Raw genomic sequence first — 24,145 nt, forward strand, 5'->3', positions numbered from 1 at the left:
CTGACCGGGGGGTCGCGTCCCGCGGCGGCGGGCGGGGTGTGGGGCCGCGCCCGGCGCCCGCTCACGCTCTCGTGCGTCGCGGTGGGGGTTCTGGCGGTCGTGCTGGGTCTCGGTGACGGTCTGCCCGGCGGTGACGGTGGCGCCCTCGCGGTCGCGACGTTCGTCCTCGTCGAGGCCCTCGCCGTCCTCCTCCTCGTGACGGGGGTGCTGTGGGCGCGCGCCGGCCGCAGCCCGACGCCCGGCGCGCTCCTCGCCCTCGCCGGGGTGCTCCTGCTCCCGCTGACAGCCGGCGCCGCGGCCCTCGGGACGGGCGGGAGCGGAGGCGTGCTCAGCTCCCTCGGGTTCGCGTCCTGCTGGGTCGTCGCGGCGCTCGTCGCCGCCCGGGTGGGGGACCCGCCGCCCGGGTCGGTCCGGCCTCCTGCCCGGCCGCCGTCGCTCGACCGGATGCCGGGCTGGCTGCTCGTCCGCCTCGCGGCCGTCGCGGTCCTCGTCGGACTCCTCGTGCTCGGCGGCTGGTGGGCCGGGCAGGCGTTCACGCTGTTCCCGAGCAAGGAGACCCCGGAGGACCTCGAACGGATCCGGCAGGCGGGCGCGGTGCAGCTCGCCGTGATGGTGGTCGGTGGGGCGGCGCTCGCCCTGTGGTGGGCGGCGCAGCTGCGGCGCCGGGCCGCCGCGGTGCTGGCCGGGGTCGCGGGGGTCGTCGGCGGCCTGTTCAGCGTCGTCGGCTTCCTCGCCTCGCTGCCGGTGTTCCTCACGGCTGTCGTGCTCCTGTTCCTCCCCCCGCGTCCGGTGCCCCCGGCTCACCGTCCGGGTCGGTAGCGTCGGGTCCCGTGCTCGGCACCCTCGACACCGCCCCGGCCCTCGACCGCACCGACCTCCTCGCCGAGCCCGTCGCCGCCGCGGCGCACGCGCTGCCCCGGGACCGGCTCCTCGTCGCGCCGATCGACCCCGACCTCGCCGACACGGCCGCCTTCTGCGAGGCCTACGACGTCGGTCTCGAGGTGTCCGCCAACTGCGTCGTCGTCGCGGGCCGACGCGGGGAGGTGACCCGCTACGCGGCCTGCGTCGTCCTCGCCACCACCCGGGCCGACGTCAACGGGGTCGTGCGAAAGCGCCTGGACGCCCGCAAGGCGTCGTTCGCGCCGATGGCGGACGCCGTCGAGCAGACGGGCATGGAGTACGGCGGCATCACCCCGGTGGGTCTGCCCGCGGGCTGGTTGCTGCTCGTCGACGCCGCCGTCGTCGCGCAGCCGTGGGTCGTCGTCGGCTCGGGGCTGCGCCGCTCGAAGCTCGTGGTGCCCGGTGCGGTGCTCGCCGACCTGCCCGGTGCAGAGGTGGTCACCGACCTGGGGCGCTGACGGGCGCCGGCGTTCCTGGGCTCCGAGGGAGTCGTTGCTGTCGTGGATCGGGCCCGTCAGGCGTTCCTACGACTCCGAGGGAGTCGTTGGTGTCGCGCCCAGTCCTCCCGGCGCAGCCGGTACAGCACGTGCGGGCGCACCCGGTGCCCGAGCGGGACCGACGGGTGCTCGAAGTCCCCGGCGGCGTCGCGTCGCAGGCCGATCCGTTCCATCACCCGCCACGACCGCTCGTTCGTCCGCGCGGTGAACGACACGATCTCGTCGAGCCCGAGGTCGTCGAAGCCGTAGCGGAGCGACTCCAGCGCCGCCTCGGTGGCGAACCCCTGCCCCCAGTGCGCGCGGGCCAGCCGCCACCCCACCTCGACGGCCGGGGTGAAGGGGGCTTCGAACTCCGCCGGCCACAAGCCGGTGTATCCGATGAACTCGCCGGTGTCCGACCGCTCGAGCGCCCACAGGCCGTACTGCCGCTCGGCCCAGCGCGCGAGGACCCGGTCGACGAAGGCGTCGGAGCGCTGCCGGTCGTACGGCGCCGGGAAGTGCTCCATCACCTCCGGGTCGGCGTTGAGCGCGGCGAACGGATCCCGGTCGGCGTCGGTGAACCCACGCAGCACGAGACGCTCGGTCCGCCGGACCGGGACCGCCGCCACCGGGCTCAGAGCGGGATGTTGCCGTGCTGACCGCGCCGCGCCGGAGCCTCCGCGACCGCGCGCGCCAGCGCCGACCGGGTCGACGCCGTCGGCACGACCTCGTCGACGACCCCGATCTCCATGGCGCGCGGGATGCCGCCCGCGAGCCGCTCGTGCTCGGCGGCGAGCTCGAGCTCGACCTGGGCGCGGGCGTCGTCCGGGACCTCGGCGAGCCGGCGGCGGTGGAGGATCCTCACGGCGGCGACGGCCCCCATGACGGCGACCTCGCCGGTCGGCCACGCCAGCACCTTCGTGGCGCCGAGCGCGCGGGAGTTCATCGCGATGTACGCCCCGCCGTACGCCTTGCGCGTCACGAGGGTGACCCGCGGCACGACGGCCTCGCCGAACGCGTGGAGCAGCTTGGCGCCGCGACGGACGACGCCGTCCCACTCCTGCCCGACGCCCGGCAGGTAGCCGGGCACGTCGACGAGCACGACGAGCGGGATGCCGAACGCGTCGCACATCCGCACGAACCGGGCCGCCTTCTCCGCGGAGCTGGAGTCGAGGCAGCCGCCGAGGCGCATCGGGTTGTTGGCGATGACCCCGACGGTGCCGCCGCCGAGGCGACCGAGGGTCGTCACGACGTTCGGCGCCCACCGCGGGTGCAGCTCGAGGTGCTCCCCGTCGGTGTCGAGGAGGTCCTCGACGATCGGGTGGACGTCGTAGGCGCGCTTGACGTTCTCCGGCAGGTGCCGGCCGAGGTCGCGGTCCTTCACCTTCGCCGGGTCGACGCTCGCCGGCCGGCCGAGCAGCGTGACGAGGTCGCGGCCGCGCGCGTAGGCCTCCTCCGTCGTCTCCGTGACGACGTGGACGACGCCCGAGCGACGGCCGTGCGGCTCGGGTCCGCCGAGGCGGAGGGCGTCGACCCGCTCGCCGGTGACGCTGCGGACGACGTCCGGCCCGGTGACGAAGACGCGCCCGTCGGGACCGAGGACGACGACGTCGGTGAGGGCGGGGCCGTACGCGGCGCCGCCGGCCGCGGCGCCGATGACGACGCTGATCTGCGGGACCTTGCCCGACGCCCGCGTCATGATCGCGAAGACCTCGCCGACGGCGTGGAGGCTCACGACGCCCTCGGCGAGACGCGCCCCGCCGGAGTGCCACAGGCCGACCACCGGCACGGAGTCGGCGAGCGCCCGCTCGTACGCGGTGAGGATGACCTTGCAGCCGGCCTCGCCCATCGCGCCGCCCATGACGCGGGCGTCGGAGACGAAGACGACCGCGGGGGCGCCGTCGACGCGGACGCGGGCGGCGAGCATGCCGGAGTCGTCCTGCTCGGTGAGCAGCTCGACGCTGCCGGGGTCGGCGAAGGTCTGCAGCCGCAGCACGGGGTCGCGCGGGTCGACCTCCACCTGCAGGCCGTCGGTGCCGGTCGCCCCGGCCGCCGTGGCGGTCACGACGCGCTCCCGAACGCGAGGGCGACGTTGTGGCCGCCGAAGCCGAAGGAGTTGTTGAGGGCGACCACGGGGCGGGTGCCGTCCCCGAGCGTCCGGGGCTCGTCGCGTACGACGTCGAGGTCGACGTCCGGGTCGAGGTCGGAGATGTTGATGGTCGGCGGCGCGAGTCTCTCCCGCACCGCCGAGATGGCGAACACGGCCTCGACGGCGCCCGCGGCGCCGAGCAGGTGCCCCGTCATCGACTTCGTGCCGGAGACCGCGACGTGGTCGGCGTCGGCGCCGAGCGCGAGCCGGATGGCGCGGGCCTCCGCGACGTCACCGACGGGCGTGGAGGTCGCGTGCGCGTTGACGTGGTCGACGTCGGCAGGGGTGAGGCCGCCGTCGGCGAGGGCGAGCTCGACGGCGCGGGAGGCGCCCATGCCCTCCGGCTCGGGGGCCGCGATGTGGTGGGCGTCGCTCGACATCCCGGCGCCGAGCAGGCGGGCGTGGATCGTGGCCCCGCGGGCCCGGGCGTGGGCCTCGGACTCCAGCACGACGGCGCCCGCGCCCTCGCCGAGCACGAAACCGTCCCGGGAGGAGTCGTAGGGCCGTGACGCGGTCTCGGGGGTGTCGTTGCGGGTCGACAGCGCCTGCATGGCGGCGAACGCCGCCACGGGCAGCGGGTGGACCACCGCCTCGGTGCCCCCGCACACGACGACGTCGGCCCGCCCGGAGCGGATCATCTCCAGGCCCATCGCGATGGCCTCGGCACCGGACGCGCACGCGCTCACCGGGGTGTGGGCGCCCGCCCGGGCCCCCAGCTCGAGACTGACGGTCGCGGCGGGCGCGTTGGGCATGAGCATGGGGATCGCGAGGGGGAACACCCGGCGGGGGCCCTTCGCCTTCATCGTGTCCCAGCTGTCGAGGAGGGTCCACAGCCCGCCGATGCCGCTGGCCATGCACACGCCGAGGCGGGTGCGCTCGACCTCGGGGCTGCCGGCGTCGGCCCACGCCTCCTTCGACGCGATGAGCGCGTACTGCGAGCTGGGGTCGAGCCGGCGGATCTGCACCTTCTCCAGGACCTCGCCCGGCGGCACGGCGAGCTGCGCCCCGAAGGTGACCGGGAGGTCGAAGTCGTCGACCCACGGACCCGTGAACGTCGCCGCCCCGGAGGTGCCCTTGAGCGCGGCCTCCCACGTGCTCGTGGCGTCACCACCGATGGGCGTCGTGGCGCCCAGGCCGGTGACGACCACGCTGATGTCGGTGCTCATGCTGTCTCCTGGTGTGCGGGGGAGCGGGGTGTGGGGGCGCGGGCCGGGGGCTCCCGGCCCGCGCCGTCAGGCCGTGGGGCTCAGCCCTGCGCCTGCGCGATGTAGTTGACGGCGTCGCGCACCGTGGCGAGGTTCTTCACGTCCTCGTCCGGGATGCGGATGCCGAACTTCTCCTCCGCGTTGACGACGATCGTCATCATCGAGAGCGAGTCGATGTCGAGGTCGTCGGTGAACGACTTGTCCATCTCGACCGCGTCGGTCGGCAGGCCGGTCTCCTCGTTGACGATCTCGGCGAGACCGCTCAGGATCTCCTGCTCGCTGGCCATGGGTTCCTCCTGGTGGGGGTGGGTGGTGCCGGGACGTTCGGGTCGTGCGGGTGGTGCTGCGTGCCGCCCGGTCAGGGCAGCTCGACGACCTGGGCGGCGTACACCAGCCCGGCGCCGAAGCCGATGAGGAGCGCGAGGTCGCCGCTCTTCGCGACGCCCTCGTCGAGCATCCGCTGGAGGGCGAGCGGGATGCTCGCGGCGGAGGTGTTGCCGGAGAACGCGATGTCGCGCGCCACCGGCACGTGCTCGGGCAGGCCGAGCTGCTTCACCATCGCGTCGATGATGCGGACGTTCGCCTGGTGCGGCACGAAGACGTCGAGGTCGTCGATGGCGACGCCGGCGGCGTCGAGCGCCTTCTGCGCGACGGGCGCCATCTGCCACACGGCCCAGCGGAACACCGTCTGGCCCGCCATGACGAGGGCGGGGAACTCGCCCTCGACGTGCCGGCCGTCCTCGGCCTTGAGGTCGAGCCACGACTGCTTCTGCATGATGGCCTGCCACTGGGCGCCGTCCGAGCCCCAGACGGTCGGGCCGATGCCGGGGCGGTCCGAGGGGCCGACCACGACGGCGCCGGCGCCGTCACCGAACAGGAACGCGGTCCCGCGGTCGTGGATGTCGGTGAAGTCGGAGAGCTTCTCGACACCGATGACGAGCACGTGGCGTGCGCTGCCGCCGCGGACCATGTCGTTGGCCAGCGCCACGCCGTGGCAGAACCCCGCGCACGCGGCGGACAGGTCGAAGGCGGCGGCGGGCGTGGCCCCGAGCCGCTCGGCGAGCACCGCGGCGGCCGACGGGGTCGCGTAGGGCCACGTGACCGTCGCCATGATGATGGCGTCGACGTCGGCGGGTGCGAGCCCGGCCTGGTCCAGCGCCGCCCGCGCCGCGGGCAGCGACATCTCGACGACGCCCTCGTCGGGGCGGGCCCAGCGCCGCTCGACGATGCCGGAGCGCTCGCGGATCCACTCGTCGGAGGAGTCGATCCACGTGCACACCTCCTCGTTCGTGATGACGCGCTCCGGGCGGTACGCGCCGACGCCGAGGACGCGGGCGTGGCCCGCGCCGACGGGCGGGGCGAGGCGGCCCGGCCGGGTGCTCGTGCCGCTGCTCGTGTCGTTGCTCGTGTCGTTGCTCGTGTCGTTGCTCGTGTCCCGGCTCATGCCATGCCTCCGCTGCCGCTGGTGGTGGGGTGCAGCCGGACGAGCGGCTGGCCGGGCGAGACGGGGTCGCCGTCGTGGACGATCCACTCCACGACGGTGCCGCCGTGGGGCGCGGTGACGTCGTAGGAGTCGCGCAGGCCCTCGACGCGCGCGACGACGCTGCCGGGTCCGACGGTCGCGCCCTCCGGGTGGTCGCCGACGCTCACGAGCCCCTTGGCGGGGCTCACGACGAGCCGCCACGTGGGGCTGACGGCGAGCGGGCTCGTCTGCCCGCCGTGCTCGGCGACGAGGGCCCGAGCGGCCGGCAGGTCGTCCGGGGTCTTGAGCGCGACGACCTCGACACCGGGCAGCGCGCGCTTGGCGAGGTTCGACAGGGTGCCGGCGGGCGGGACCTCGACGACGCCGGTGACGCCGAGGTCGCGGAAGGTCTCCATGCACAGGTCCCAGCGCACCGGTCGCGCGACCTGCTGGACGAGTCGCTCGAGGACGACCCGCCCGTCGTGGACGACCGTGCCGTCCGCGTTGGAGACCAGGCGGCTGCGGGGGTCGTGGGTGGTGATGGCGCGGGCGTAGCCCGTCAGCACGTCGACAGCGGGTGCCATGTGTTCGGTGTGGAAGGCGCCGGCGACCTGCAGCGGGACGACGCGCGCCTTCGCGGGCGGGTCCTCGCGCAGGACGTCGAGCTGCTCGAGGGTCCCGGCCGCGACGACCTGGCCGGCGCCGTTGCGGTTGGCGGCGGTGAGGCCGTGCCGGGCGAGGACCGCCTCGACCTCGTCGGCGTCGCCGCCGAGGACCGCGCTCATGCCGGTGGGGCGGACGGCGCTGGCCTCGGCCATGGCCCGACCGCGTTCGCGGACGAACACCATCGCTTGCTCGGCGGTCATGACCCCGGCGCCCGCCGCGGCGGTGACTTCCCCGACCGAGTGCCCGGCGCCGGCGGCCGTGAGGCGGAAGGCGTCGGAGGGGTGGGGGAACAGCTCGAGCAGCGACACGAGCCCGGCGCCGACGATGAGGGGCTGCGCGACGGCGGTGTCGCGGATGGTGTCGGCGTCGGACGTCGTGCCGTGCGCGACGAGGTCGAGGCCCGCGACGGCGGACAGCCACCGCAGCCTCTCCTCGAAGCCGGGCAGCTCCAGCCAGGGGGCGAGGAAGCCGGGGGTCTGCGACCCCTGTCCGGGGCACACGACGATCAGCACGGGCGCCACACTGTCGCACGCGGGGCCCGCCACGGGCCTGCGGCGCCCACGACAATCCTCGGCGTTGTCTGTAGGAGTCCTACAAACGGCTGGTGCGGGGCGGGCCGGCGAGACGGCCGAGCGCGAGGCCCATCTGCAGCGTCCAGCGCTCCCGGGGGTCCGTCGCGAGGAGGCCGGTCAGCTGCTCGACCCGCGTGAGCCGGTACCGGACGGTGTTGGCGTGGACGAACAGCGCCCGCGCCGTCGCCTCCATCGCCCCGCCGCTGTCGACGTAGGCCTGGACGGTCGCGAGCAGGTCGTTGCCGGCGGCGACGAGCGGGGCGTGGACGAGGTCGACGAGCGCCCGGCGTGCCGCCACGTCCCCCGCGAGGACCCGCTCCGGGAGGAGGGCGGAGGCGAGCACGGGCCGCGGCACGCCGACCCACGCGCGCGCGGCGGTGGCGCCCGCGAGCGCGGCGCGCGCCGAGCGCGGGGCCGTGGGCAGGCCCGCGCGGGTCGGGCCCACGACGACCGGACCGTCCCCGATGTGCTCGAGCATCGCGGTGACGACCGTCATCGGGTCCGCGGCGCCACCGAGGACGAGCACGAGCCTGTCGGCCTGGTGCCCGACGAGGAGCTCGGTGTCGTGGGCCCGGGCCACCCTGCGCAGCACGTGCGCGGCCGGGCCGGGGTCGCCCGGGGCGACGGCGACGGTGGTCGGTGCCTCGACGGGCCACGACAGCGCCGAGGCCTGCGACGCGAGCGACTCGTCGGCCTCACCGCGCACGAGCGCGTCCACGACGAGGGCCTCGAGGCGGGCGTCCCACGCCCCGCGGGTCTCGGCGGCGCGCGCGTAGACCTCCGCGGCGGCGAAGGCGACCTCGCGGGCGTAGCGCAGCAGCAGCACCCGCGCCCGGGTCAGCTCCTCGGGGTCCTCGAGGGTGTCCTCGAGCAGCCGTTCGGACGTGTCGATCGCGAGCCGGACCAGCGTGACGGTCTGGTGGAGGCTGATGAGCCGGGTGAGCTCCCGCGGTGCGGCGCCGAACAGGTCGATGCCGCGGAGACTCGGCCCCACGGGTGCCCCCGCCCGGCACCACCGGACGAACCCCGCGACGCCGGACTGCGCGACCATGCCGACCGACGCGCGGGCCTCCGGCGGCAGCGACGGGAACCACGGCAGCTCGGCGTCCATCCGGGCCAGCGCCTTGCCCGAGATCGTGGAGCTCGCCCACTCCAGGGCCCGCAGCGACCCCTCGCCCAGCAGGACGGGGGCCTCGTCGAGGGTCACCGTCGACCCCGCCGCCGGGTCACCACCCGCCCACGGTATCCGGGGCCGTGCGGCGACCGCGCGCCCCGCGGCGGTGAGGCGTCGGCCGGTGCCTTCGATACTGTGGCGGGACGACCACGAGGGGAGTGTCACGTGGCTGGGCTACGCACCTGGCGGGACCGTCTGCGACGCCGAGGGCAGGGCGGCGCCGACGGCGCCACCGGTGCTCGCGGGACCGCGACCACCGAGGAGCACGTCTCCTCCGTCCACGAGTCGGTCGACGAGGAGCGGCTCCACCAGCTGCTCAAGGAGGACCCGAACGACGAGGTCCGCTTCGCCGAGCTCGCCGCCGTCGTCCGGCGTCGCGCCGCCGAGGGGCACGCGGGCGGCGACCCCGAGCGCGCGCAGGCCGACGCCGTGTGGGCCCTCGCGGAGGAGCTCGCCCACGACCACCGCTCGTGGTACCCGCTCATCGAGCTCGCGCGGCTGTCGCTGCACGACGACCGCGAGGCGGCGCTGCGCCGGCTCGGGGTAGCCGCGGAACGCGACCCCTCCGGCACGGCGCTCGTGCAGGCGCTCGTCCTGCTGCGCCAGGCCGGCGACCACGACGGCGCCCTCGCGCTCGGCATGGGCCACTGGCGCCCCACCGAGCACCCCCTCGGCGCGGGCCGCGAGATGGTGTCGGCCGCCGTCGACGCCCACCGCCTCGCCGAGGCCCGTCGTCACCTCGACGCCCTCGGCGAGCACCCCGACGCCACGGGCGTCGCGGCGATGCGTCGCGACCTCGAGCGGGCCGTCACCGCTGCGGAGCGCGCCCGCCGCAGCTGAGCGCGGGGCGTCCGCGCGACGCCACACCTGCGACAGGGACGTCTTCGGGGTTCAGCAGGTCTCCCGAGCCCGAAGACGTCCCAGTCACCGCTAGGACGTCCCAGTCGCCGCGAACACGTCCCTCAGGCGTCGCCGCCGGCGTTGCCCGTCGTGCCGGCGTTGACGTCGTCGAGGGCGTACTTCTCGTGCGCCTGCCGGACGACGTCCCCGTCGACCTCACCGCGCGCGGCCAGCGAGGCCAGCGCCTGCGCGGCGACGCTCGGACCGTCGACGTGGAAGAACCGCCGGGCGGCCGCGCGGGTGTCGGAGAAGCCGAACCCGTCGGTGCCGAGGGAGCGGAACCGCGTGGGGTCCGGCACGTACTGCGCGATCTGGTCCGGCACGGCGCGCATGTAGTCGCTCACCGCGACCACGGGGCCCGGCGCGTCGGCGAGGCGCTGCGCGACGTACGGCGTGCGCCGCTCCGCGCCCGGGTCCGCGTACGCCTCGGCGTCGGCGGCGAGGCGTACGCGGCGCAGCTCCGACCAGCTCGTCACCGACCACACGTCGGCGACGACCCCCCAGTCCTCGCGGAGCAGGTCGGCGGCCTCCAGCGCCCACGGCACCGCGACACCCGAGGCGAGCAGCTGGACCCGGGGCCCGTCGCCCTCGCCGCCGCGCAGCCGGTACATGCCCTTGAGCACGCCCTCGACGTCGAGGTCCTCGGGCTCCTTCGGCTGCACGTACGGCTCGTTGTAGACGGTGAGGTAGTACATGACGTCCTCGCCGCGGCCCTCGGGCCCGCGGTCGCCGTACATGCGCTCGAGGCCGTCCTTGACGATGTGGCCGATCTCGTACACGTACGCCGGGTCGTACGACACGACCGCCGGGTTCGTCGAGGCGAGCAGCGGGGAGTGCCCGTCGTTGTGCTGCAGGCCCTCACCGGTCAGCGTGGTCCGGCCGGCGGTGGCGCCGAGGAAGAAGCCGCGGCACAGCTGGTCCGCGGCCGCCCACATCGAGTCGCCGGTCCGCTGGAAGCCGAACATCGAGTAGAAGATGTAGATCGGCACCATCGGCTCGCCGTGCGTGGAGTACGACGAGCCGGCCGCGGTGAAGGCGCCGAGCGAGCCGGCCTCGTTGATGCCGACGTGGAGGATCTGCCCGTCCTTCGCCTCCTTGTACGACAGCATGAGGTCGCGGTCGACCGAGACGTAGCGCTGGCCCTTCGGGTTGTAGATCTTCGCCGTCGGGAAGAACGAGTCCATGCCGAAGGTGCGGGCCTCGTCGGGGATGATCGGCACGACCCGGCTGCCGAACTCCTTGTCGCGCATGAGGTCGCGCAGGAGGCGGACGAAGCCCATCGTCGTCGCGACGTTCTGCTTGCCGGAGCCGCGCTTGGCGACGGCGTAGGCGTCGTCGGACGGCAGCTTCATGGGCCCGCGGGAGCCCTTGCGCGACGGGAGCCCGCCGCCGAGCACGCGGCGGCGCTCGCGCAGGTACTCCAGCGTCTCGTCGCCGTCCTCCGGCCGGTAGTACGGCGGGTGGTACGGGTCGGCCTCGAGCTGCTCGTCGGAGACCGGGATCCGGAGCCCGTCGCGGAAGTTCTTGAGGTCGTCGAGCGCGAGCTTCTTCATCTGGTGCGTCGCGTTGCGCCCGGCGAAGTTCGTGCCGAGACCCCAGCCCTTGACGGTCTTCGCGAGGATGACGGTCGGCTGGCCCGTGTGCTCCGTCGCCGCCTTGTACGCGGCGAAGACCTTGCGGTAGTCGTGCCCGCCGCGACGCAGGTTCCAGATGTCGGCGTCGGACTTGTCCTCGACGAGCTTCTTGGTCCGCGGGTCGCGGTTGAAGAAGTGCTCGCGGATGAACGCGCCGTTCTCCGCCCGGTACGTCTGGTAGTCGCCGTCGAGCGTGTCGTTCATGAGGCGCACCAGCGCGCCCTCGCGGTCCTTCGCGAGCAGTGGGTCCCAGTCCCGGCCCCACACGACCTTGATGACGTTCCAGCCCGCGCCGCGGAAGAACGACTCGAGCTCCTGGATGATCTTGCCGTTGCCGCGCACCGGCCCGTCGAGGCGCTGGAGGTTGCAGTTGATGACGAACGTGAGGTTGTCGAGGCCCTCCGACGCCGCCACCTGCAGCAGGCCCCGGCTCTCGGGCTCGTCCATCTCGCCGTCGCCGAGGAACGCCCACGTGTGCTGCTGCGAGGTGTCGGTGATGCCCCGCGCGTGCAGGTACTTGTCGAAGCTCGCCTGGTAGATGGCGTTGAGGGGTCCCAGGCCCATGGAGACCGTCGGGAACTCCCAGAACTCCGGCATGAGCCGCGGGTGCGGGTAGCTCGACGTGCCGCCGACGGGCGAGGACTTCTCCTGCCGGAAGCCGTCGAGCTGCTCCTCGGAGAGACGGCCCTCGAGGTAGGCGCGTGCGTACACGCCGGGGGAGGCGTGGCCCTGGATGAAGACGTGGTCGCCGCCGCTCTCGTGGTCGCGACCCTTCCAGAAGTGGTTGAAGCCGACCTCGTAGAGGGTCGCCGAGGAGGCGTACGTCGAGATGTGGCCACCGACGCCGATGCCCGGCGCCTGCGCGCGGTGCACCATGACGGCGGCGTTCCACCGGATCCAGCGGCGGTAGCGCCGCTCCGTCTCCTCGTCGCCGGGGAACAGGGGCTCGCTCTCCGGCGGGATCGTGTTGACGTAGTCCGTCGCGGTGAGGCTCGGCACCCCGAGGTGCTGCTCGCGCGCCGCCTGGAGCAGCTGCAGCATGAGGTAGCGCGCGCGCTCCTTGCCGCCGGCCTCGACCGCGGCCGCGAGCGACTGCCGCCACTCCGCCGTCTCCTCGGGGTCGACGTCCGGCAGCTGGGCGAGCAGGCCGTCCAGCATCGGTGCGTCGTCGTTGGCCACGGTTCCTCCACAGCGTCGTCTGCCGTCGTCCTGCACACCCTCGCCGAGGGCGTGCGGGGCCGCGGGCAGGGGTCTCCGGCACGCGTCCCGCACCCCATCCTGGCCCTTCGCGCGGGGCGGACCAACAGCAGGGGTCGGTGCGACGCGACCGCGCCACGCTTGCGCGGTGCGCGGCGGGTGGGGTGGACTACTGCGACCGGCGCGCACCGTCGCCGGGGCGAGGGCCTGGGGGCCAGGGACGTAGGGAGCTCACGACATGTCTGCCACCGCCGACCGACCGGCGGACACGGACCTCGCGCGACGCCTCGGCATCCGCGCGGGGCAGGTAGTCCAGGAGTTCGGCTGGGACGACGACGTCGACGAGGACCTGCGCCGTTCGATCGAGGAGACCGCGGGGGAGCCCCTGGAGGACGAGGACTCCATCGAGGTCGCGGACGCGGTGCTCGTGTGGTTCCGCGACGGGGACGGCGACCTCGTCGACACCCTCGTCGACGCGCTCACCAACCTCGGCGACGGCGGTGTCGTGTGGCTGCTCACCCCGAAGGCGGGCCGCCCCGACCACGTCGAGCCCGGCGACATCGAGGAGGCCGCGCTGACCGCGGGCCTGCACGCCACGTCGAGCGTGAGCGCGTGCCCCGACTGGTCCGGCACCCGCCTCGCCAGCCCCAAGGGCCGGCGCTGAGGTGACGCTCGAGCGCGAGCGGTCCACGGACCGCCCCGACATCGGCCTGCCGCTGGAGGGCACCGTCCCGCTGGTCGGCGAGCCGGCGCCCGCGTTCGCCCTGCGTGACCAGCACGGCCAGCAGGTCGGGCTGCCGGAGCTGCTGGCCGGCGACGCGCGCGCCACGCTGCTCGTCTTCTACCCCTTCGCCTTCTCCGGCACGTGCACGGGCGAGCTGTGCGAGCTGCGGGACGACCTCGCGGCCTTCGCCGCGGACGGGGTCCAGGTCGCAGGCCTGTCGTGCGACCCGACGCACGCGCTGCGGGCGTGGGCGGACGCCGAGGGCTACCGCTTCCCGCTCCTCAGCGACTTCTGGCCCCACGGTGAGGTCGCGCGACGCTACGGCGTGTTCCTGCCGACCCTCGGCTTCGCCACGCGCGGGTCCTTCCTCGTCGACCGCGACGGGGTCGTGCGGTGGTCGGTGGTCCTCGGACCCGGCCAGGCCCGCGACCTCGGGTCGTACCGGAGCGCCGTCACGGCGCTGTGAGCGCGGCTACCCTGCGACGCAGGGGCCTGTAGCTCAGTTGGTCAGAGCACCGCGCTTACACCGCGGGTGTCGTCGGTTCGAGCCCGGCCGGGCCCACGAGGAGCGCTACTCGCGGTGACGTCCACGCACTAGCCTCCGCAGCATGGCGGTCACCCTGCGCGACCTCGTCGACGTCCTCGACGCGACGTACCCGCGAGCCCTCGCCGAGGACTGGGACGCCGTCGGGCTCGTGTGCGGCGACCTCGACGACGAGGTCCGCACGGTCCTCCTCAGCGTCGACGTCACCGACGCGGTCGTCGACGAGGCCCTCGACAGCGGCGCGCAGGCGCTCGTCGCCCACCACCCGCTCCTGCTGCGCGGCGTGCACGGCGTGGGCACCGACTCCCCGAAGGGACGGCTGGTCCACCGCCTCGTGCGGGGCGGGTGCGCGCTCTTCACCGTCCACACGAACGCCGACTCCGCCGCGCCCGGCGTCTCCGACGCGCTCGCCCGCGTGGTCGGCCTGACGGCCCTGGAGCCGCTGGCGCCGTCCGCGGGCGCGGCGCACCACCTCCTCGTCACGCAGGTGCCCACGGCGCACCGCGAGGCGGTCGTCGACGCCCTCGCCGCCGCCGGCGCGGGGCACCTCGGCGACTACGACCGCTGCGCGTGGACCGTGACGGGGACGGGCACCTTCGAGCCGCAGGCGGGCGCCGAGCCCGCCGTCGGCCGGGTCGGCGCCCGCGAGGAGGTCGCCGAGGACCGCGTCGAGATGGTCGTGCCGCCGCACCGTGCCGCGGCCGCCGTCGCGGCCCTGCGGGACGCGCACCCGTACGAGGAGCCGGCGTTCCAGCTGCTCGCCACCGTGCCGTCGGCGGGCGCCGAGGGGCTCGGGCGGGTCGGACAGCTGCCGTCTCCCATGAGCCTGCAGGCCTTCGCCGAGCACGTGGCGCGGGTCCTGCCCCGCACCGTCGGCGGCGTCCGCATCGCCGGGCCCGTCCACGCGCAGGTCGAGCGGGTCGCCGTCTGCGGCGGCGCGGGCGACAGCCTCATCGGCGCCGCCCGGGCGGCGGGCGCGGACGTGCTGGTGACCGCGGACCTGCGCCACCACCCCGTGCAGGACGCGCTCGAGGCCGGCGGGCCGTGGCTCGTCGACGTCTCGCACTGGGCGAGCGAGTGGCCGTTCCTCATCGGCGCGCGCGAGCGGGTGCTCGCCGCGCTCGACCCCACCGCGGAGCACCTGGAGGTCACGGTGTCCCGTACCGTGACCGACCCGTGGACCTCCCGCGCCTGAGGCACCTCCGGCGCGGGCCAGCCGACCGCTCGAGGAGACCGACGTGGTGACCGTGGACCCCGCCGACCAGCAGAGGCTGCTCGAGGTGCAGGCCCTCGACACGCGACTGGACCAGGTGCAGCACACGCGGGCGACGCTGCCCGAGGCCGCCCGGGCCGCCGAGCTCGAGACCCTCCTGCGGTCCCTGCGCGACGACGTCGTCCTCCTCCGTACGAAGGTGTCCGACCTCGACCGCGAGGTCGCGCGGGCCGAGAACGACGTCCAGGCGGTCCGTACACGCGCCGAGCGCGACCGCGCCCGGCTGGAGGCGGGGCAGGGCTCGGCGAAGGACCTCGTCGGGCTGCAGCACGAGCTGGAGTCCCTCGCCCGGCGCCAGTCCGACCTCGAGGACGCCGAGCTCGAGGTCATGGAGCGTCGCGAGGAGCAGGCCGGTCTCCTGGAGGCGACGGAGGCGCGCCTCGCCCGTACCGAGTCCGAGCACGACGAGGCCGTGGCGGCCCGCGACGTGCGGCTCGCGGAGCTGGCCTCGCAGGAGGAGGCCCTGCGCGACGACCGGAAGGCCGCTGCCACCGGTCTGCCCGAGGCGATGACGAGGATCTACGAGCGGCTTCGGGACCGCCTCGGCAGCGGCGCCGCCCCGCTGGTGGAGGGCCGCTGCGACGGCTGCCGGATGCCGCTGGCGCCGTCCGACCTCCACGCCCTCACCTCGCGGCCCGCCGACGAGCTGCTCCGCTGCCCCGAGTGCGAGCGGATCCTCGTGCGGGACGCCGGCACCGCCGCGTGAGCGGGAGGCGGCTCGTCGTCGAGGCCGACGGCGGCTCACGGGGCAACCCCGGACCTGCAGGGTGGGGGGCGCTCGTGCGCGACGCCGACGGCCCGGTGCTCGCGCGGGCGGGGGAGCGGTGCGGGCGGACGACGAACAACGTCGCCGAGTACTCCGGCCTGGTCGCCGGGCTGCGGATGGCCGCGGCGATCGACCGCACGGCGTCGGTCGAGGTGCGGATGGACTCCAAGCTCGTCGTCGAGCAGATGTCGGGCCGCTGGAAGATCAAGGACCGGCGTCTCGCCGGGATCGCCGCGGACGCGAGCCGGGCCTTCGACCCCGCGCGGGTCCGCTACACGTGGGTGCCGCGGGCGCAGAACGCCGCCGCGGACCGGCTCGCGAACGACGCGATGGACGGGCGCGAGCGGCGGGTCGCGGACGTGGTCGCCTCGCTGGGCGGAGCCGGGCCGGACGACGCGTCGCACGACCAGGACGACGATCCCGGGCCGGCGCGGTCCACCGCGGAGGTGGCCGAGCGCACGGCCGCCCCGGTGGCCGTCCAGGTGCCCGACCCGGTGAGCGCCACGACCGTCCTCCTCGTCCGTCACGGTCGCACGAGGCTGACGCAGGAGCGGCGCTTCAGCGGCGCCGCGGGCGACGACGCCGGTCTCACCGAGGAGGGCAGGGCGGACGCCGTAGGGGCGACGGTGTTCCTCGAGGGCGTCGGGGTGGACGCGGTGGTGGTGTCGCCGCTGCGGCGGGCCCGGCAGACCGCCGACCTCCTCGGCAGCGCGCTGGCCTGGCCGGCGCCGCAGGTCGAGGAGGGGTGGGCGGAGGTCGCCTTCGGCGCGTGGGACGGGCTCACCGCCGCGGAGGTGCAGCAGCGCGACCCCGAGCTGTTCGCGCGGTGGCTCACCGGGACCGACGTCGCACCGCCGGGAGGAGAGTCGATGCGGGCGCTGGAGGCGCGAGTTGCGGCGTCCTTCGACGACCTCGTCCGGCGCCACCAGGGCGGCACCGTCGTCGTCGTGTGCCACATGACGCCGATCCGGTCCGTCGTCCGTCGCGTCCTCGGGGCCGGGGAGCAGGCGCTGTGGCGCCTGCGCTGCGCGCCCGGATCGCTCACCACCGTCCGGTCGTGGGACGACGGCGGCGCGGAGGTCGACGGCGTCGGCCTCCACGTGCCCGCCGGCGCCGCGCCGACCCTCTTCTGAGGGCCGGCGCAGCGCCGCCCTCGGATCAGTCGAGCGTCGGGACGTCGACGACCTCGTCCGCCACCACGACGAGCTCGTTCTCGTAGTCCACGAGGACGTCCTGCTCGTCGTCGAGGTCGAAGTCGGTCTCGAGGACGTCCGGGGTGTAGAGCGTCCGGACGGTGCCCGTGACCTGGACGAGCTCGCCCTCGCTGAACTCGCTGGTGTCGGCGGCGAGGACGAGCGTGTCGTCGGCGCCGATCGCCATGGTGTTGTCGCCGAGGATCTCCGAGACCTCGTTCTGCATGGTCACGGTCTCGCCCATGATGATGTCCTGGGCGACCTCGCCCTGCTCCTCGGCGTCCTCCACGACGGTGTCGTCGCTGCAGCCGGCGAAGCCGGTGAGAGCGAGCGCCGCAGCGGCCGCCGCCCCACCGCCGACGGCGGTCCGGGTGCGGCGCGCACCTGTCGTGGGGGCGGTCGGGGTGGTCGTGCGTGTCATGTCGTCACCTGTCCTTCCGTCGTCGCGACATGCGTGCACCCCACCGGTCACCGCCGGGCGGGGAAGCGATTCGTGCTGCGTCGTCACGATGCGGTAACGCCGGGTCGGCGAGGACTACGCTGCTGCCGGGACGAGCCGGCCGGGCGGCCGCGTCGGGCCTCCGGGCCCGCCGAGGAAAGTCCGGGCTCCGCAGGGCGAGGTGGTGGGTAACACCCACCCGGGGTGACCCGCGGGAACAGTGCCACAGAGAGAAGACCGCCACCGGACGGGCGACCGGCCGGGGGCAAGGGTGAAAGGGTGGTGCAAGAGACCACCAGCGTGCCGGGTGACCGGCGCGGCTAGGCAAACCCCACCTGGAGCAAGGTCAGACAGGACGCGTCCGAGGGCTGCCCGCCCGAGCGTCCGGGTGGACCGCACGAGACCGTCGGCGACGACGGCCCTAGATGGATGGTCGCCCCCGGTGCGCGAGCACCGGGACAGAACCCGGCTTACAGGCCGGCTCGTCCCCCCGGTACCTCGTCGACGCCGCTGCAGGATGCTCGCGGGTGCGCGCGACGGGTGGACCTCTCCTAATCTCATGACAGTGGCCGTGACACGGTTGTAGCGTCCGCTCACGCTGCCCACCACGGAGGTCGGAGCGTTCCAGGGGGGAGCGTCCGTGCGGCGCCGTCATCACGTCACAGTCACCGTTGCCGTCGCGCTGCTGACGGCGTCCGCGCTCGCCGGACCCGCCGCCGCGACGGCGGACCCGTCCGTGTACGCGCACCCGCGCGAGCTCCTGCGTGCCCTGCCCGTGGCGGCCGAGGGTGGGGCGGGGTTCTCCCCGGCTGAGTTCGAGCACTGGGTAGACGCGGACGGCGACGACTGTGACACGCGCGAGGAGGTGCTGATCTCCGAGGCCCGCGTCCGTGCGACCGTCGGGGCTGGCTGCGAGATCCTCGACGGGCAGTGGCGCTCGTGGTACGACGCCACGACGGTGACGAGCCCGGGCGGCGTCGTCGTCGACCACCTCGTGGGTCTCGCCGAGGCGTGGGACTCCGGTGCGAGCCGCTGGTCGGCGGAGACCCGCCGCGCCTACGCCAACGACACCGACTTCCGCCCGACGCTGTCGGCGGTCGGTCGTGCGGTGGAGAGCGCCAAGGGAGACCAGGACCCCGCGGAGTGGACGCCGAGCCTCTTCAGCCTCGGCTGCCGCTACGCCACCGAGTGGATCATGGTGAAGTACCGGTGGGGCCTGGCCGTCGACACGGCCGAGAAGGCGGCACTGTCCGAGCAGATCTCGGGCGGGTGCGCGCTGCAGAACCTCCGCCGTCCCGAGCGGGCCACGATCGTCCTCGACACGCCGGCGCCCCAGATGGGCTCCGAGCTGCTGGTGTACGACGCCGACCGGGGTCGTCGGGTGCTGGTGGACCTGCGGGCGGACGGGTCGACGGGCACGTTCAGCGACACGACGTGGTCGGCGGGCTGGGACGCGGTGACCGCGGTGGAGGTCGACGGGACGCCGGGCAGCGAGCTGGTGGTGTACGACGCCGACCGGGGTCGTCGGGTGCTGGTGGACCTGCGGGCGGACGGGTCGACGGGCACGTTCAGCGACACGACGTGGTCGGCGGGCTGGGACGCGGTGACCGCGGTGGAGGTCGACGGGACGCCGGGCAGCGAGCTGGTGGTGTACGACGCCGACCGGGGTCGTCGGGTGCTGGTGGACCTGCGGGCGGACGGGTCGACGGGCACGTTCAGCGACACGACGTGGTCGGCGGGCTGGGACGCGGTGACCGCGGTGGAGGTCGACGGGACCCCGGGCAGCGAGCTGGTGGTGTACGACGCCGACCGCGGCCGCCGGGTGCTCGTCGACCTCTTCGACGACGGGTCGACAGGGACCATCAGCGACACCGTGTGGTCCGTCGGGTGGGAGACGGTGGCGTCCGTGGAGGTCGACGGGACGCCGGGCAGCGAGCTGCTGGTGTACGACGCCGACCGCGGCCGCCGGGTGCTCGTCGACCTCTTCGACGACGGGTCGACGGGCACCTTCACGGACACGACCTGGTCGGCGGGGTGGGACGTCGTCACCGCTGTGGAGGCCGACGGGACCTGACGTCGTCGTGGAGGGTGGTGGGACGCCGGATCATCGACGCGTGGACACGGGACCCGGGCCGGCGTGTCACCCGCTGGTGAGACGCGCGAGGAGCCCGGCGCGCACGTCCGGCCAGTCCTCCGCCGTCACGGAGAAGACCACGGTGTCGCGCACCGTGCCGTCCTCGCGGCGCTGGTAGCGACGCAGCACCCCCTCCGGGCGGGCCCCGAGGCGCGCGATGGCCTGTTGGGAGCGGACGTTGCGGACGTCGGTCTTGAGCTGCACGCGGCCGGCTCGCAGGTCGTCGAACGCGTAGCCGAGCAGGAGGAGCTTGCACGCGGGGTTGACGTGCGAGCCCCACACGGCTCGCGCGTAGGCCGTGGCGCCGACCTCGAGCCGGGCGTCGTGCACCGACACCTCGAGGTAGCTCGACGTGCCGACGACCCGGCCGCCGTCGTCGAGGACGCACCACTGGTGCCAGCCGGCTGACGCGCGCGAGCGCAGGACGGCCGCGAACGAGGCCGTGTCGTGCGCGCGCCCGGCGAGGTGGCACCACACGTCGTCGTGGTCGAGCGCCTCGCGCAGGGGGTCGGCGTCCGCGTCCGGGTCCAGGGGCCGCACCCGCACCCCGTGCCCGCTCAGGCTCACCCCGACCGGCACCGGCCAGCGCATGGCCGGCCACGCCGTGTCCGCCGGCCGCGGGTCCGGCGCCGGCACCTCTGGCGGTGAGCCCGTCACGACTCAGGCGGCGGGCAGGAGCCCGCGCCGGCGCAGGAGCGGCTCGGGACGCGGCGCCCGGCCGCGCACCGCCTCGAACGCCGCCATCGGGTCGACGGCGCCGCCGCGGGACAGCAGCTCGGCCCGGAACCGGTCGCCGAGGTCGCGGACCAGGCCGCCGTTCTCGGTGAACCAGTCGACGAGCTCGGCGTCGAGGACCTCGCTCCAGATGTAGCCGTAGTAGCCGGCGCTGTAGCTGCCGCCGAACACGTGGGCGAAGTAGCCGCTGCGGTAGCGGGTCGGCACGCTCGCGACGTCGAGGCCGTGGCGGCGCAGCGCCTCGGCCTCGAACGCCTCGACGTCCTCCGCCGCGACCTCCCGCCCGGCGGGCAGGGAGTGCCACGCGAGGTCGAGCACGGTCGCGGCGAGGTACTCGGTGGTCCGGAAGCCCTCGCCGTAGCCGAGGGCGTCCTTGAGGCGCGCCACGCGCTCGGCCGGCAGCGGCTCGCCCTCGTGCACGGCGTAGCGGGGGAGCACCTCCGGGTGCCACGCCCACAGCTCGTTGACCTGCGAGGGGAACTCGACGAAGTCCCGCGGCACCGACGTGCCGGAGAAGCGCGGGTACGTGACGTCGGAGAACAGCCCGTGCAGGGCGTGGCCGAACTCGTGGAACGCGGTGTCGACCTCGTCGGCGGTGAGGTGCGCGGGCGCACCTGCGCCCGGCCTCGGCACGTTGAGGCAGACCGTGACGACGGGTCGGTGCCCGAGCAGGTGCGACTGGTCGACGAACGTCGTCATCCACGCTCCGCCCCGCTTGGTCGGCCGTGCGAACCAGTCGGCGACGAACAGGCCGATCCCGCGCCCGTCGACGTCGTGGACCTCGAACGTCTGCACGTCCGGGTGGTAGGTCGGCAGGTCCGGCCGCTCGGTGAACGACAGCCCGTACAGCCGTCCGGCGGCGTGGAGGACCCCGTCGACGACGACCCGGTCCAGGCGCAGGTAGGGCCGCAGCTCGGCGGCGTCGACCGCGAAGCGCGCGGAGCGCAGCCGCTCGGCGTAGTACGCGTGGTCCCACGGCTGCAGCGGTCCCTCGTGGCCGTCGGCGTGGAGCAGCTCCTCGAGCTCGGCGGCCTCCGCGCGCGCGTTCGCGGCGGCCGTCGGGCACATGCCGGCGAGGACGTCGAGGACGGCGGGGAGGCTGCCGGCCGTCTGGTCGTCGAGGACGTAGTCCGCGTGGGTGGCGTGACCGAACAGCGCCGCCCGTTCCGCCCGCAGGGCGGCCATGCGCACGAGGACCGGACGGGTGTCGACCGTGCCGTCGCGGCCCAGCCCCCGCCCGACCGCCGCCTCGTGCAGCTCGCGTCGCAGGTCGCGGTCCTGCAGGTCGACGAGGACCGGCTGCGGGGTCGGCAGGACGAGGGTGAGGAGCCAGCCGTCGAGCCCTCGCTCGGCGGCGGCGGCAGAGGCGGCGGCCTTCGCGCCGTCGCCGAGCCCCCGGAGCCGGTGCTCGTCGAGGACGTGGACCGCGGCCTCGTTGGAGGCGTCTGTGACGAGCGTGGAGAAGCGCTGCGACAACGTCGACAGCTCGGTGTTGATCTGTCGTAGCCGCTCCTTCGACGTCTCGTCGAGCGCGGCCCCGGCCCGGACGAAGTCGCGGTGGTAGCGCTCGACGAGCCGCACCTGCTCCGCGTCGAGGCCCGAGTCGTGACGTGCCGAGTGGACGGCGTCGACCCGGGCGAAGACGCGGGCGTCGAGGTGCAGCGCGTCCCCGTGCGCGGCCAGCAGGGGCGCGAAGCGGGCGTCGACCGCCCGGACCCCCTCGGTGCCGTGCGCGGACGAGAGCGCGTTCACGACGGCGGTCACCCGCGCGAGGAGGGCGCCGCTGCGCTCGAGGGCCTCGAGGGTGGTGGTGAACGTGGCGGGGGCGGGGTCGGTGGCGATGGACTCCCACTCGGCGCGCTGCTCGGCCAGGCCTGCCTCGAGGGCCGGTGCGAGGTGCTCCTCACGGATCCGGTCGAACGGCGGGAGGCCGTACGGCAGGTCGCTCGGCACGGCGAACGGGTTGCCGGGATCGAGCGGGAGGGGAGCGGGTGCCGTCGTCGTCACGGGTCCGGAGCCTACGTGCCGTGCGGTACCTGCACTTTTACTGGGTAACAGACAGAAGCCGAGAGAACCACAGGCGCAAGGGGGTTGGTAGTGCGCGGAAGTCGTGCTTGTATTCGGCCCGTGGACGACGCCGTCACGAATTCTCCCGTTCCGTCCGTTCGCTCCTGCCGGACGGGTGCCTGGCTCGTGGGTGCCCGCGGGTCGGTCGCGACGACCGCCGTGCTGGGCGCCGCGGCCGTCCGCGCCGGTCTCGCCGGTCCCGTCGGTCTCGTCAGCGAGCTGCCTTCCCTGGCGCCCGCCGCGCTGCCGTCGCTCGAGGACGTCGTGCTCGGCGGGCACGACGTCGTCGTCACGGGCTACCGCAAGCGTGCCGAGGTCCTCGCCGCGCAGGGCGTCGTGCCGCGCGACCTCGTCGTCGCCCTCGGCGCCGAGCTCGACGCGGCGGACGCCGACGTCGTCGTGCCCGCGGCCGAACCCGACCAGCGCCGCCGCGTCGCCGCCCTCGCCGCGGCGATGCGGGACTTCCACGGGCGCCACGACCTCGACCGTCTCGTCGTCGTCGACGTCTCGAGCACGCAGCCGCCGCTCGACACCGACGACGCCGAGCTCGTCACCGACCTCGCCTCGCCCGAGGCCGTCCGCGCCGCCTGGGACGCGGGCCGTTCCCCGCTGCCCGCGAGCGCCGAGGCGGTGTGGGCGGCCTACGAGGCCGGCGCCGCGGTCGTCGCGTTCACGCCCAGCCCCGGCGTCGGCGTCCCCGCCGTCGCCGAGCTCGGCCGCCGCGCCGGTGTCCCGTGGGCCGGTGCGGACGGCAAGACCGGCGAGACGCTGCTGAAGTCGGTGCTCGCACCGATGTTCGTCCAGCGGGCGCTGCACGTGGACTCGTGGTCGTCGTTCAACATCCTCGGCGGCGGGGACGGGCAGGCGCTCGCCGACCCTGTCGCCGCCCGCAGCAAGACCGCCACCAAGGCCGCGGCGCTCGAGGCGATCGTCGGGCGCCCGGTGCCCGGCCCCCTCCACATCGACTACGTCGCCGACCTCGGCGACTGGAAGACCGCGATGAACCACGTCGGCTTCACCGGCTTCCTCGGCACGCGCATGCAGCTGCAGTTCACGTGGCAGGGCTGCGACTCCGCGCTCGCGGCGCCGCTCGTCCTCGACCTCGTCCGGCTGCTCGCCGCGTGCGCGGACGCCGGCCGGAGCGGCGCGGTGCCGGAGCTCGGGTTCTTCTTCAAGGACCCCGTGGGCAGCCACGAGCACGCCCTCGCCGAGCAGTGGCACGCCCTCCTCGGCCTCGTCGACGAGCTCGCGGGACGACGCCCGTGAGTGCCACGTGGCGGGACTGGGCGGAGCTCGTCCGGCTGCCCGCCGTCGTCACCGTGCCCGGCGACGTCCTCGTCGGCCTCGCCGCCGGCGACGGCCCGCGCGCCCGAGCGGGGTGGGCGCTGCCGCTGTCGTCGGTGGCGCTGTACTGGGCCGGCATGGCCCTCAACGACTGGGCCGACCGCGACCTCGACGCCGAGGAGCGGCCCGAGCGACCGCTGCCCAGCGGGCGGGTCGCGCCCACGCACGCGCTCGGTGCGGCCGCCGGGCTGACGGCGGCCGGGGTCGGTGTCGCGGCCCTGGCGGGCGGGCGGCGCCCGGCCGCCGTCGCCGCGGGGATCGGCGCGGCGGTCTGGCTCTACGACCTCGCCGGCAAGCGGGGCCCGCTCGCGCCGGTCAGCATGGCCCTCACGCGCAGCCTCGACGTGCTGCTGGGGGCGGCCGCCTCGCGGCAGGGCACCCGGGCCGCGCTGCTGCCCGCGCTGGCGGTCGGCCTCCACACCCTCGCCGTCACCGACCTCAGCCGTGGCGAGGTGCACGGCAGCGAGCCCGTCCCCGCCACCCGCGCCCAGGTCGCGACGCTCGCCGCGGCGGGCGGCTCCGTCGCGGTCGCCGGGGCGGGCGCCCGCAGCGCGTGGCGCGCGGGCCGGCCGTGGCAGGCCGCAGGGCACG

Annotated in this window: 22 protein-coding genes, 1 tRNA gene and 1 other RNA gene; 13 read left to right on the top strand and 11 right to left on the bottom strand. The window is 75.0% G+C overall.

The window, feature by feature from the left end:
• Positions 1-81: 81 nt before the first annotated feature.
• Positions 82-819, top strand: a complete 738-nt coding sequence (locus WAB14_RS16760) for a hypothetical protein (RefSeq protein WP_340271482.1) — start codon at positions 82-84, stop codon at positions 817-819.
• A gap of 11 nt (positions 820-830) precedes the next feature.
• Entirely contained in the window at positions 831-1,358 is a 528-nt protein-coding gene (locus WAB14_RS16765; RefSeq protein ID WP_340271483.1) for a YbaK/EbsC family protein, read from the top strand.
• A 56-nt stretch (positions 1,359-1,414) separates the two neighbouring features.
• Here WAB14_RS16765 and WAB14_RS16770 read toward each other — a convergent pair whose 3' ends face one another.
• From WAB14_RS16770 to WAB14_RS16800, 7 genes are all read right to left on the bottom strand, one after another.
• Positions 1,415-2,005 carry a GNAT family N-acetyltransferase gene (locus WAB14_RS16770; protein ID WP_340271484.1) on the bottom strand — a complete coding sequence of 197 codons (591 nt, stop codon included), beginning with the start codon at positions 2,003-2,005 and terminating at the stop codon, positions 1,415-1,417.
• 5 nt (positions 2,006-2,010) lie between these two features.
• Positions 2,011-3,441, bottom strand: coding sequence for an acyl-CoA carboxylase subunit beta (locus WAB14_RS16775; RefSeq protein ID WP_377002391.1), 1,431 nt, complete (start codon positions 3,439-3,441; stop codon positions 2,011-2,013).
• Positions 3,438-4,691: a beta-ketoacyl-ACP synthase II gene (gene fabF, locus WAB14_RS16780; protein WP_340271485.1), complete on the bottom strand. Its 1,254-nt coding sequence runs from the start codon at positions 4,689-4,691 to the stop codon at positions 3,438-3,440. The genes WAB14_RS16775 and fabF overlap by 4 nt, the downstream gene beginning before the upstream one ends.
• A gap of 80 nt (positions 4,692-4,771) precedes the next feature.
• Positions 4,772-5,017: an acyl carrier protein gene (locus tag WAB14_RS16785; RefSeq protein ID WP_340271486.1), complete on the bottom strand. Its 246-nt coding sequence runs from the start codon at positions 5,015-5,017 to the stop codon at positions 4,772-4,774.
• 71 nt (positions 5,018-5,088) lie between these two features.
• Positions 5,089-6,174 (bottom strand): beta-ketoacyl-ACP synthase III, encoded by a 1,086-nt coding sequence (locus WAB14_RS16790; protein ID WP_340271487.1) that lies wholly within the window; start codon positions 6,172-6,174, stop codon positions 5,089-5,091.
• Complete coding sequence (locus WAB14_RS16795; protein ID WP_340271488.1) at positions 6,171-7,370, bottom strand: acyltransferase domain-containing protein; 1,200 nt, start codon at positions 7,368-7,370, stop codon at positions 6,171-6,173. The genes WAB14_RS16790 and WAB14_RS16795 overlap by 4 nt, the downstream gene beginning before the upstream one ends.
• A gap of 79 nt (positions 7,371-7,449) precedes the next feature.
• Positions 7,450-8,637 (bottom strand): PucR family transcriptional regulator, encoded by a 1,188-nt coding sequence (locus tag WAB14_RS16800; protein ID WP_340271489.1) that lies wholly within the window; start codon positions 8,635-8,637, stop codon positions 7,450-7,452.
• Between the two features lie 132 nt (positions 8,638-8,769).
• Between WAB14_RS16800 and WAB14_RS16805 the strand changes: the two genes are divergently transcribed.
• Positions 8,770-9,444 carry a hypothetical protein gene (locus tag WAB14_RS16805; protein ID WP_340271490.1) on the top strand — a complete coding sequence of 225 codons (675 nt, stop codon included), beginning with the start codon at positions 8,770-8,772 and terminating at the stop codon, positions 9,442-9,444.
• 122 nt (positions 9,445-9,566) lie between these two features.
• Here the strand turns inward: WAB14_RS16805 and aceE are convergent, their stop codons facing one another.
• Positions 9,567-12,296 carry a pyruvate dehydrogenase (acetyl-transferring), homodimeric type gene (gene aceE / locus WAB14_RS16810; protein ID WP_340271505.1) on the bottom strand — a complete coding sequence of 910 codons (2,730 nt, stop codon included), beginning with the start codon at positions 12,294-12,296 and terminating at the stop codon, positions 9,567-9,569.
• Positions 12,297-12,573: 277 nt separating this feature from the next.
• Here aceE and WAB14_RS16815 point away from each other — a divergent pair, with 277 nt between their 5' ends.
• The 6 genes from WAB14_RS16815 to WAB14_RS16840 all read left to right on the top strand — a co-directional run bounded on the left by WAB14_RS16815 (position 12,574) and on the right by WAB14_RS16840 (position 16,775).
• On the top strand, positions 12,574-12,999 hold the full coding sequence (locus WAB14_RS16815; protein WP_340271491.1) for a DUF3052 domain-containing protein: 426 nt from the start codon (positions 12,574-12,576) through the stop codon (positions 12,997-12,999).
• Between the two features lies 1 nt (position 13,000).
• Complete coding sequence (locus WAB14_RS16820) at positions 13,001-13,525, top strand: peroxiredoxin (protein ID WP_377002387.1); 525 nt, start codon at positions 13,001-13,003, stop codon at positions 13,523-13,525.
• A 22-nt stretch (positions 13,526-13,547) separates the two neighbouring features.
• Positions 13,548-13,621, top strand: a tRNA-Val gene (locus WAB14_RS16825).
• 46 nt (positions 13,622-13,667) lie between these two features.
• Complete coding sequence (locus WAB14_RS16830) at positions 13,668-14,798, top strand: Nif3-like dinuclear metal center hexameric protein (protein ID WP_340271492.1); 1,131 nt, start codon at positions 13,668-13,670, stop codon at positions 14,796-14,798.
• A 43-nt stretch (positions 14,799-14,841) separates the two neighbouring features.
• Positions 14,842-15,582 carry a zinc ribbon domain-containing protein gene (locus tag WAB14_RS16835; protein ID WP_340271493.1) on the top strand — a complete coding sequence of 247 codons (741 nt, stop codon included), beginning with the start codon at positions 14,842-14,844 and terminating at the stop codon, positions 15,580-15,582.
• On the top strand, positions 15,579-16,775 hold the full coding sequence (locus WAB14_RS16840) for a bifunctional RNase H/acid phosphatase (RefSeq protein ID WP_340271494.1): 1,197 nt from the start codon (positions 15,579-15,581) through the stop codon (positions 16,773-16,775). Before WAB14_RS16835 ends, WAB14_RS16840 begins: the two co-directional genes overlap by 4 nt.
• Before the next feature lie 25 nt (positions 16,776-16,800).
• On the opposite strand, the gene WAB14_RS16845 is transcribed toward WAB14_RS16840, so the two are convergent.
• Positions 16,801-17,256, bottom strand: a complete 456-nt coding sequence (locus WAB14_RS16845; RefSeq protein WP_340271495.1) for a hypothetical protein — start codon at positions 17,254-17,256, stop codon at positions 16,801-16,803.
• Between the two features lie 131 nt (positions 17,257-17,387).
• Here WAB14_RS16845 and rnpB point away from each other — a divergent pair.
• Positions 17,388-17,763: RNase P RNA component class A (rnpB, locus tag WAB14_RS16850), an RNA gene on the top strand.
• A 151-nt stretch (positions 17,764-17,914) separates the two neighbouring features.
• Positions 17,915-19,348 (top strand): hypothetical protein, encoded by a 1,434-nt coding sequence (locus WAB14_RS16855; RefSeq protein WP_340271496.1) that lies wholly within the window; start codon positions 17,915-17,917, stop codon positions 19,346-19,348.
• 66 nt (positions 19,349-19,414) lie between these two features.
• Here the strand turns inward: WAB14_RS16855 and WAB14_RS16860 are convergent, their stop codons facing one another.
• Both WAB14_RS16860 and WAB14_RS16865 read right to left on the bottom strand, forming a co-directional pair.
• Positions 19,415-19,975 (bottom strand): GNAT family N-acetyltransferase, encoded by a 561-nt coding sequence (locus WAB14_RS16860; RefSeq protein ID WP_340271497.1) that lies wholly within the window; start codon positions 19,973-19,975, stop codon positions 19,415-19,417.
• 93 nt (positions 19,976-20,068) lie between these two features.
• On the bottom strand, positions 20,069-22,150 hold the full coding sequence (locus tag WAB14_RS16865) for a M3 family metallopeptidase (RefSeq protein WP_340271498.1): 2,082 nt from the start codon (positions 22,148-22,150) through the stop codon (positions 20,069-20,071).
• Between the two features lie 120 nt (positions 22,151-22,270).
• Here WAB14_RS16865 and WAB14_RS16870 point away from each other — a divergent pair, with 120 nt between their 5' ends.
• Together WAB14_RS16870 and WAB14_RS16875 are read left to right on the top strand one after the other, a co-directional pair.
• Positions 22,271-23,476, top strand: a complete 1,206-nt coding sequence (locus tag WAB14_RS16870) for an inositol-3-phosphate synthase (RefSeq protein ID WP_340271499.1) — start codon at positions 22,271-22,273, stop codon at positions 23,474-23,476.
• Positions 23,473-24,145, top strand: a 673-nt coding sequence (locus tag WAB14_RS16875; RefSeq protein ID WP_340271500.1) for a UbiA family prenyltransferase, incomplete at its 3' end; no start/stop codon positions are given. The genes WAB14_RS16870 and WAB14_RS16875, both read left to right, overlap by 4 nt.

It is taken from the genome of Aquipuribacter nitratireducens (assembly GCF_037860835.1).
Taxonomy (GTDB): domain Bacteria; phylum Actinomycetota; class Actinomycetes; order Actinomycetales; family JBBAYJ01; genus Aquipuribacter; species Aquipuribacter nitratireducens.

What these genes read in the sequence shown, in the direction of transcription:
- WAB14_RS16785 (WP_340271486.1), bottom strand. Translation starts at nt 5,017, where the DNA reads ATGGCCAGCGAGCAGGAGATCCTGAGCGGTCTCGCCGAGATCGTCAAC.
- WAB14_RS16845 (WP_340271495.1), bottom strand. Translation starts at nt 17,256, where the DNA reads ATGACACGCACGACCACCCCGACCGCCCCCACGACAGGTGCGCGCCGC.
- aceE (WP_340271505.1), bottom strand. Translation starts at nt 12,296, where the DNA reads ATGCTGGACGGCCTGCTCGCCCAGCTGCCGGACGTCGACCCCGAGGAG.
- WAB14_RS16830 (WP_340271492.1), top strand. Translation starts at nt 13,668, where the DNA reads ATGGCGGTCACCCTGCGCGACCTCGTCGACGTCCTCGACGCGACGTAC.
- fabF (WP_340271485.1), bottom strand. Translation starts at nt 4,691, where the DNA reads ATGAGCACCGACATCAGCGTGGTCGTCACCGGCCTGGGCGCCACGACG.
- WAB14_RS16790 (WP_340271487.1), bottom strand. Translation starts at nt 6,174, where the DNA reads ATGAGCCGGGACACGAGCAACGACACGAGCAACGACACGAGCAACGAC.
- WAB14_RS16815 (WP_340271491.1), top strand. Translation starts at nt 12,574, where the DNA reads ATGTCTGCCACCGCCGACCGACCGGCGGACACGGACCTCGCGCGACGC.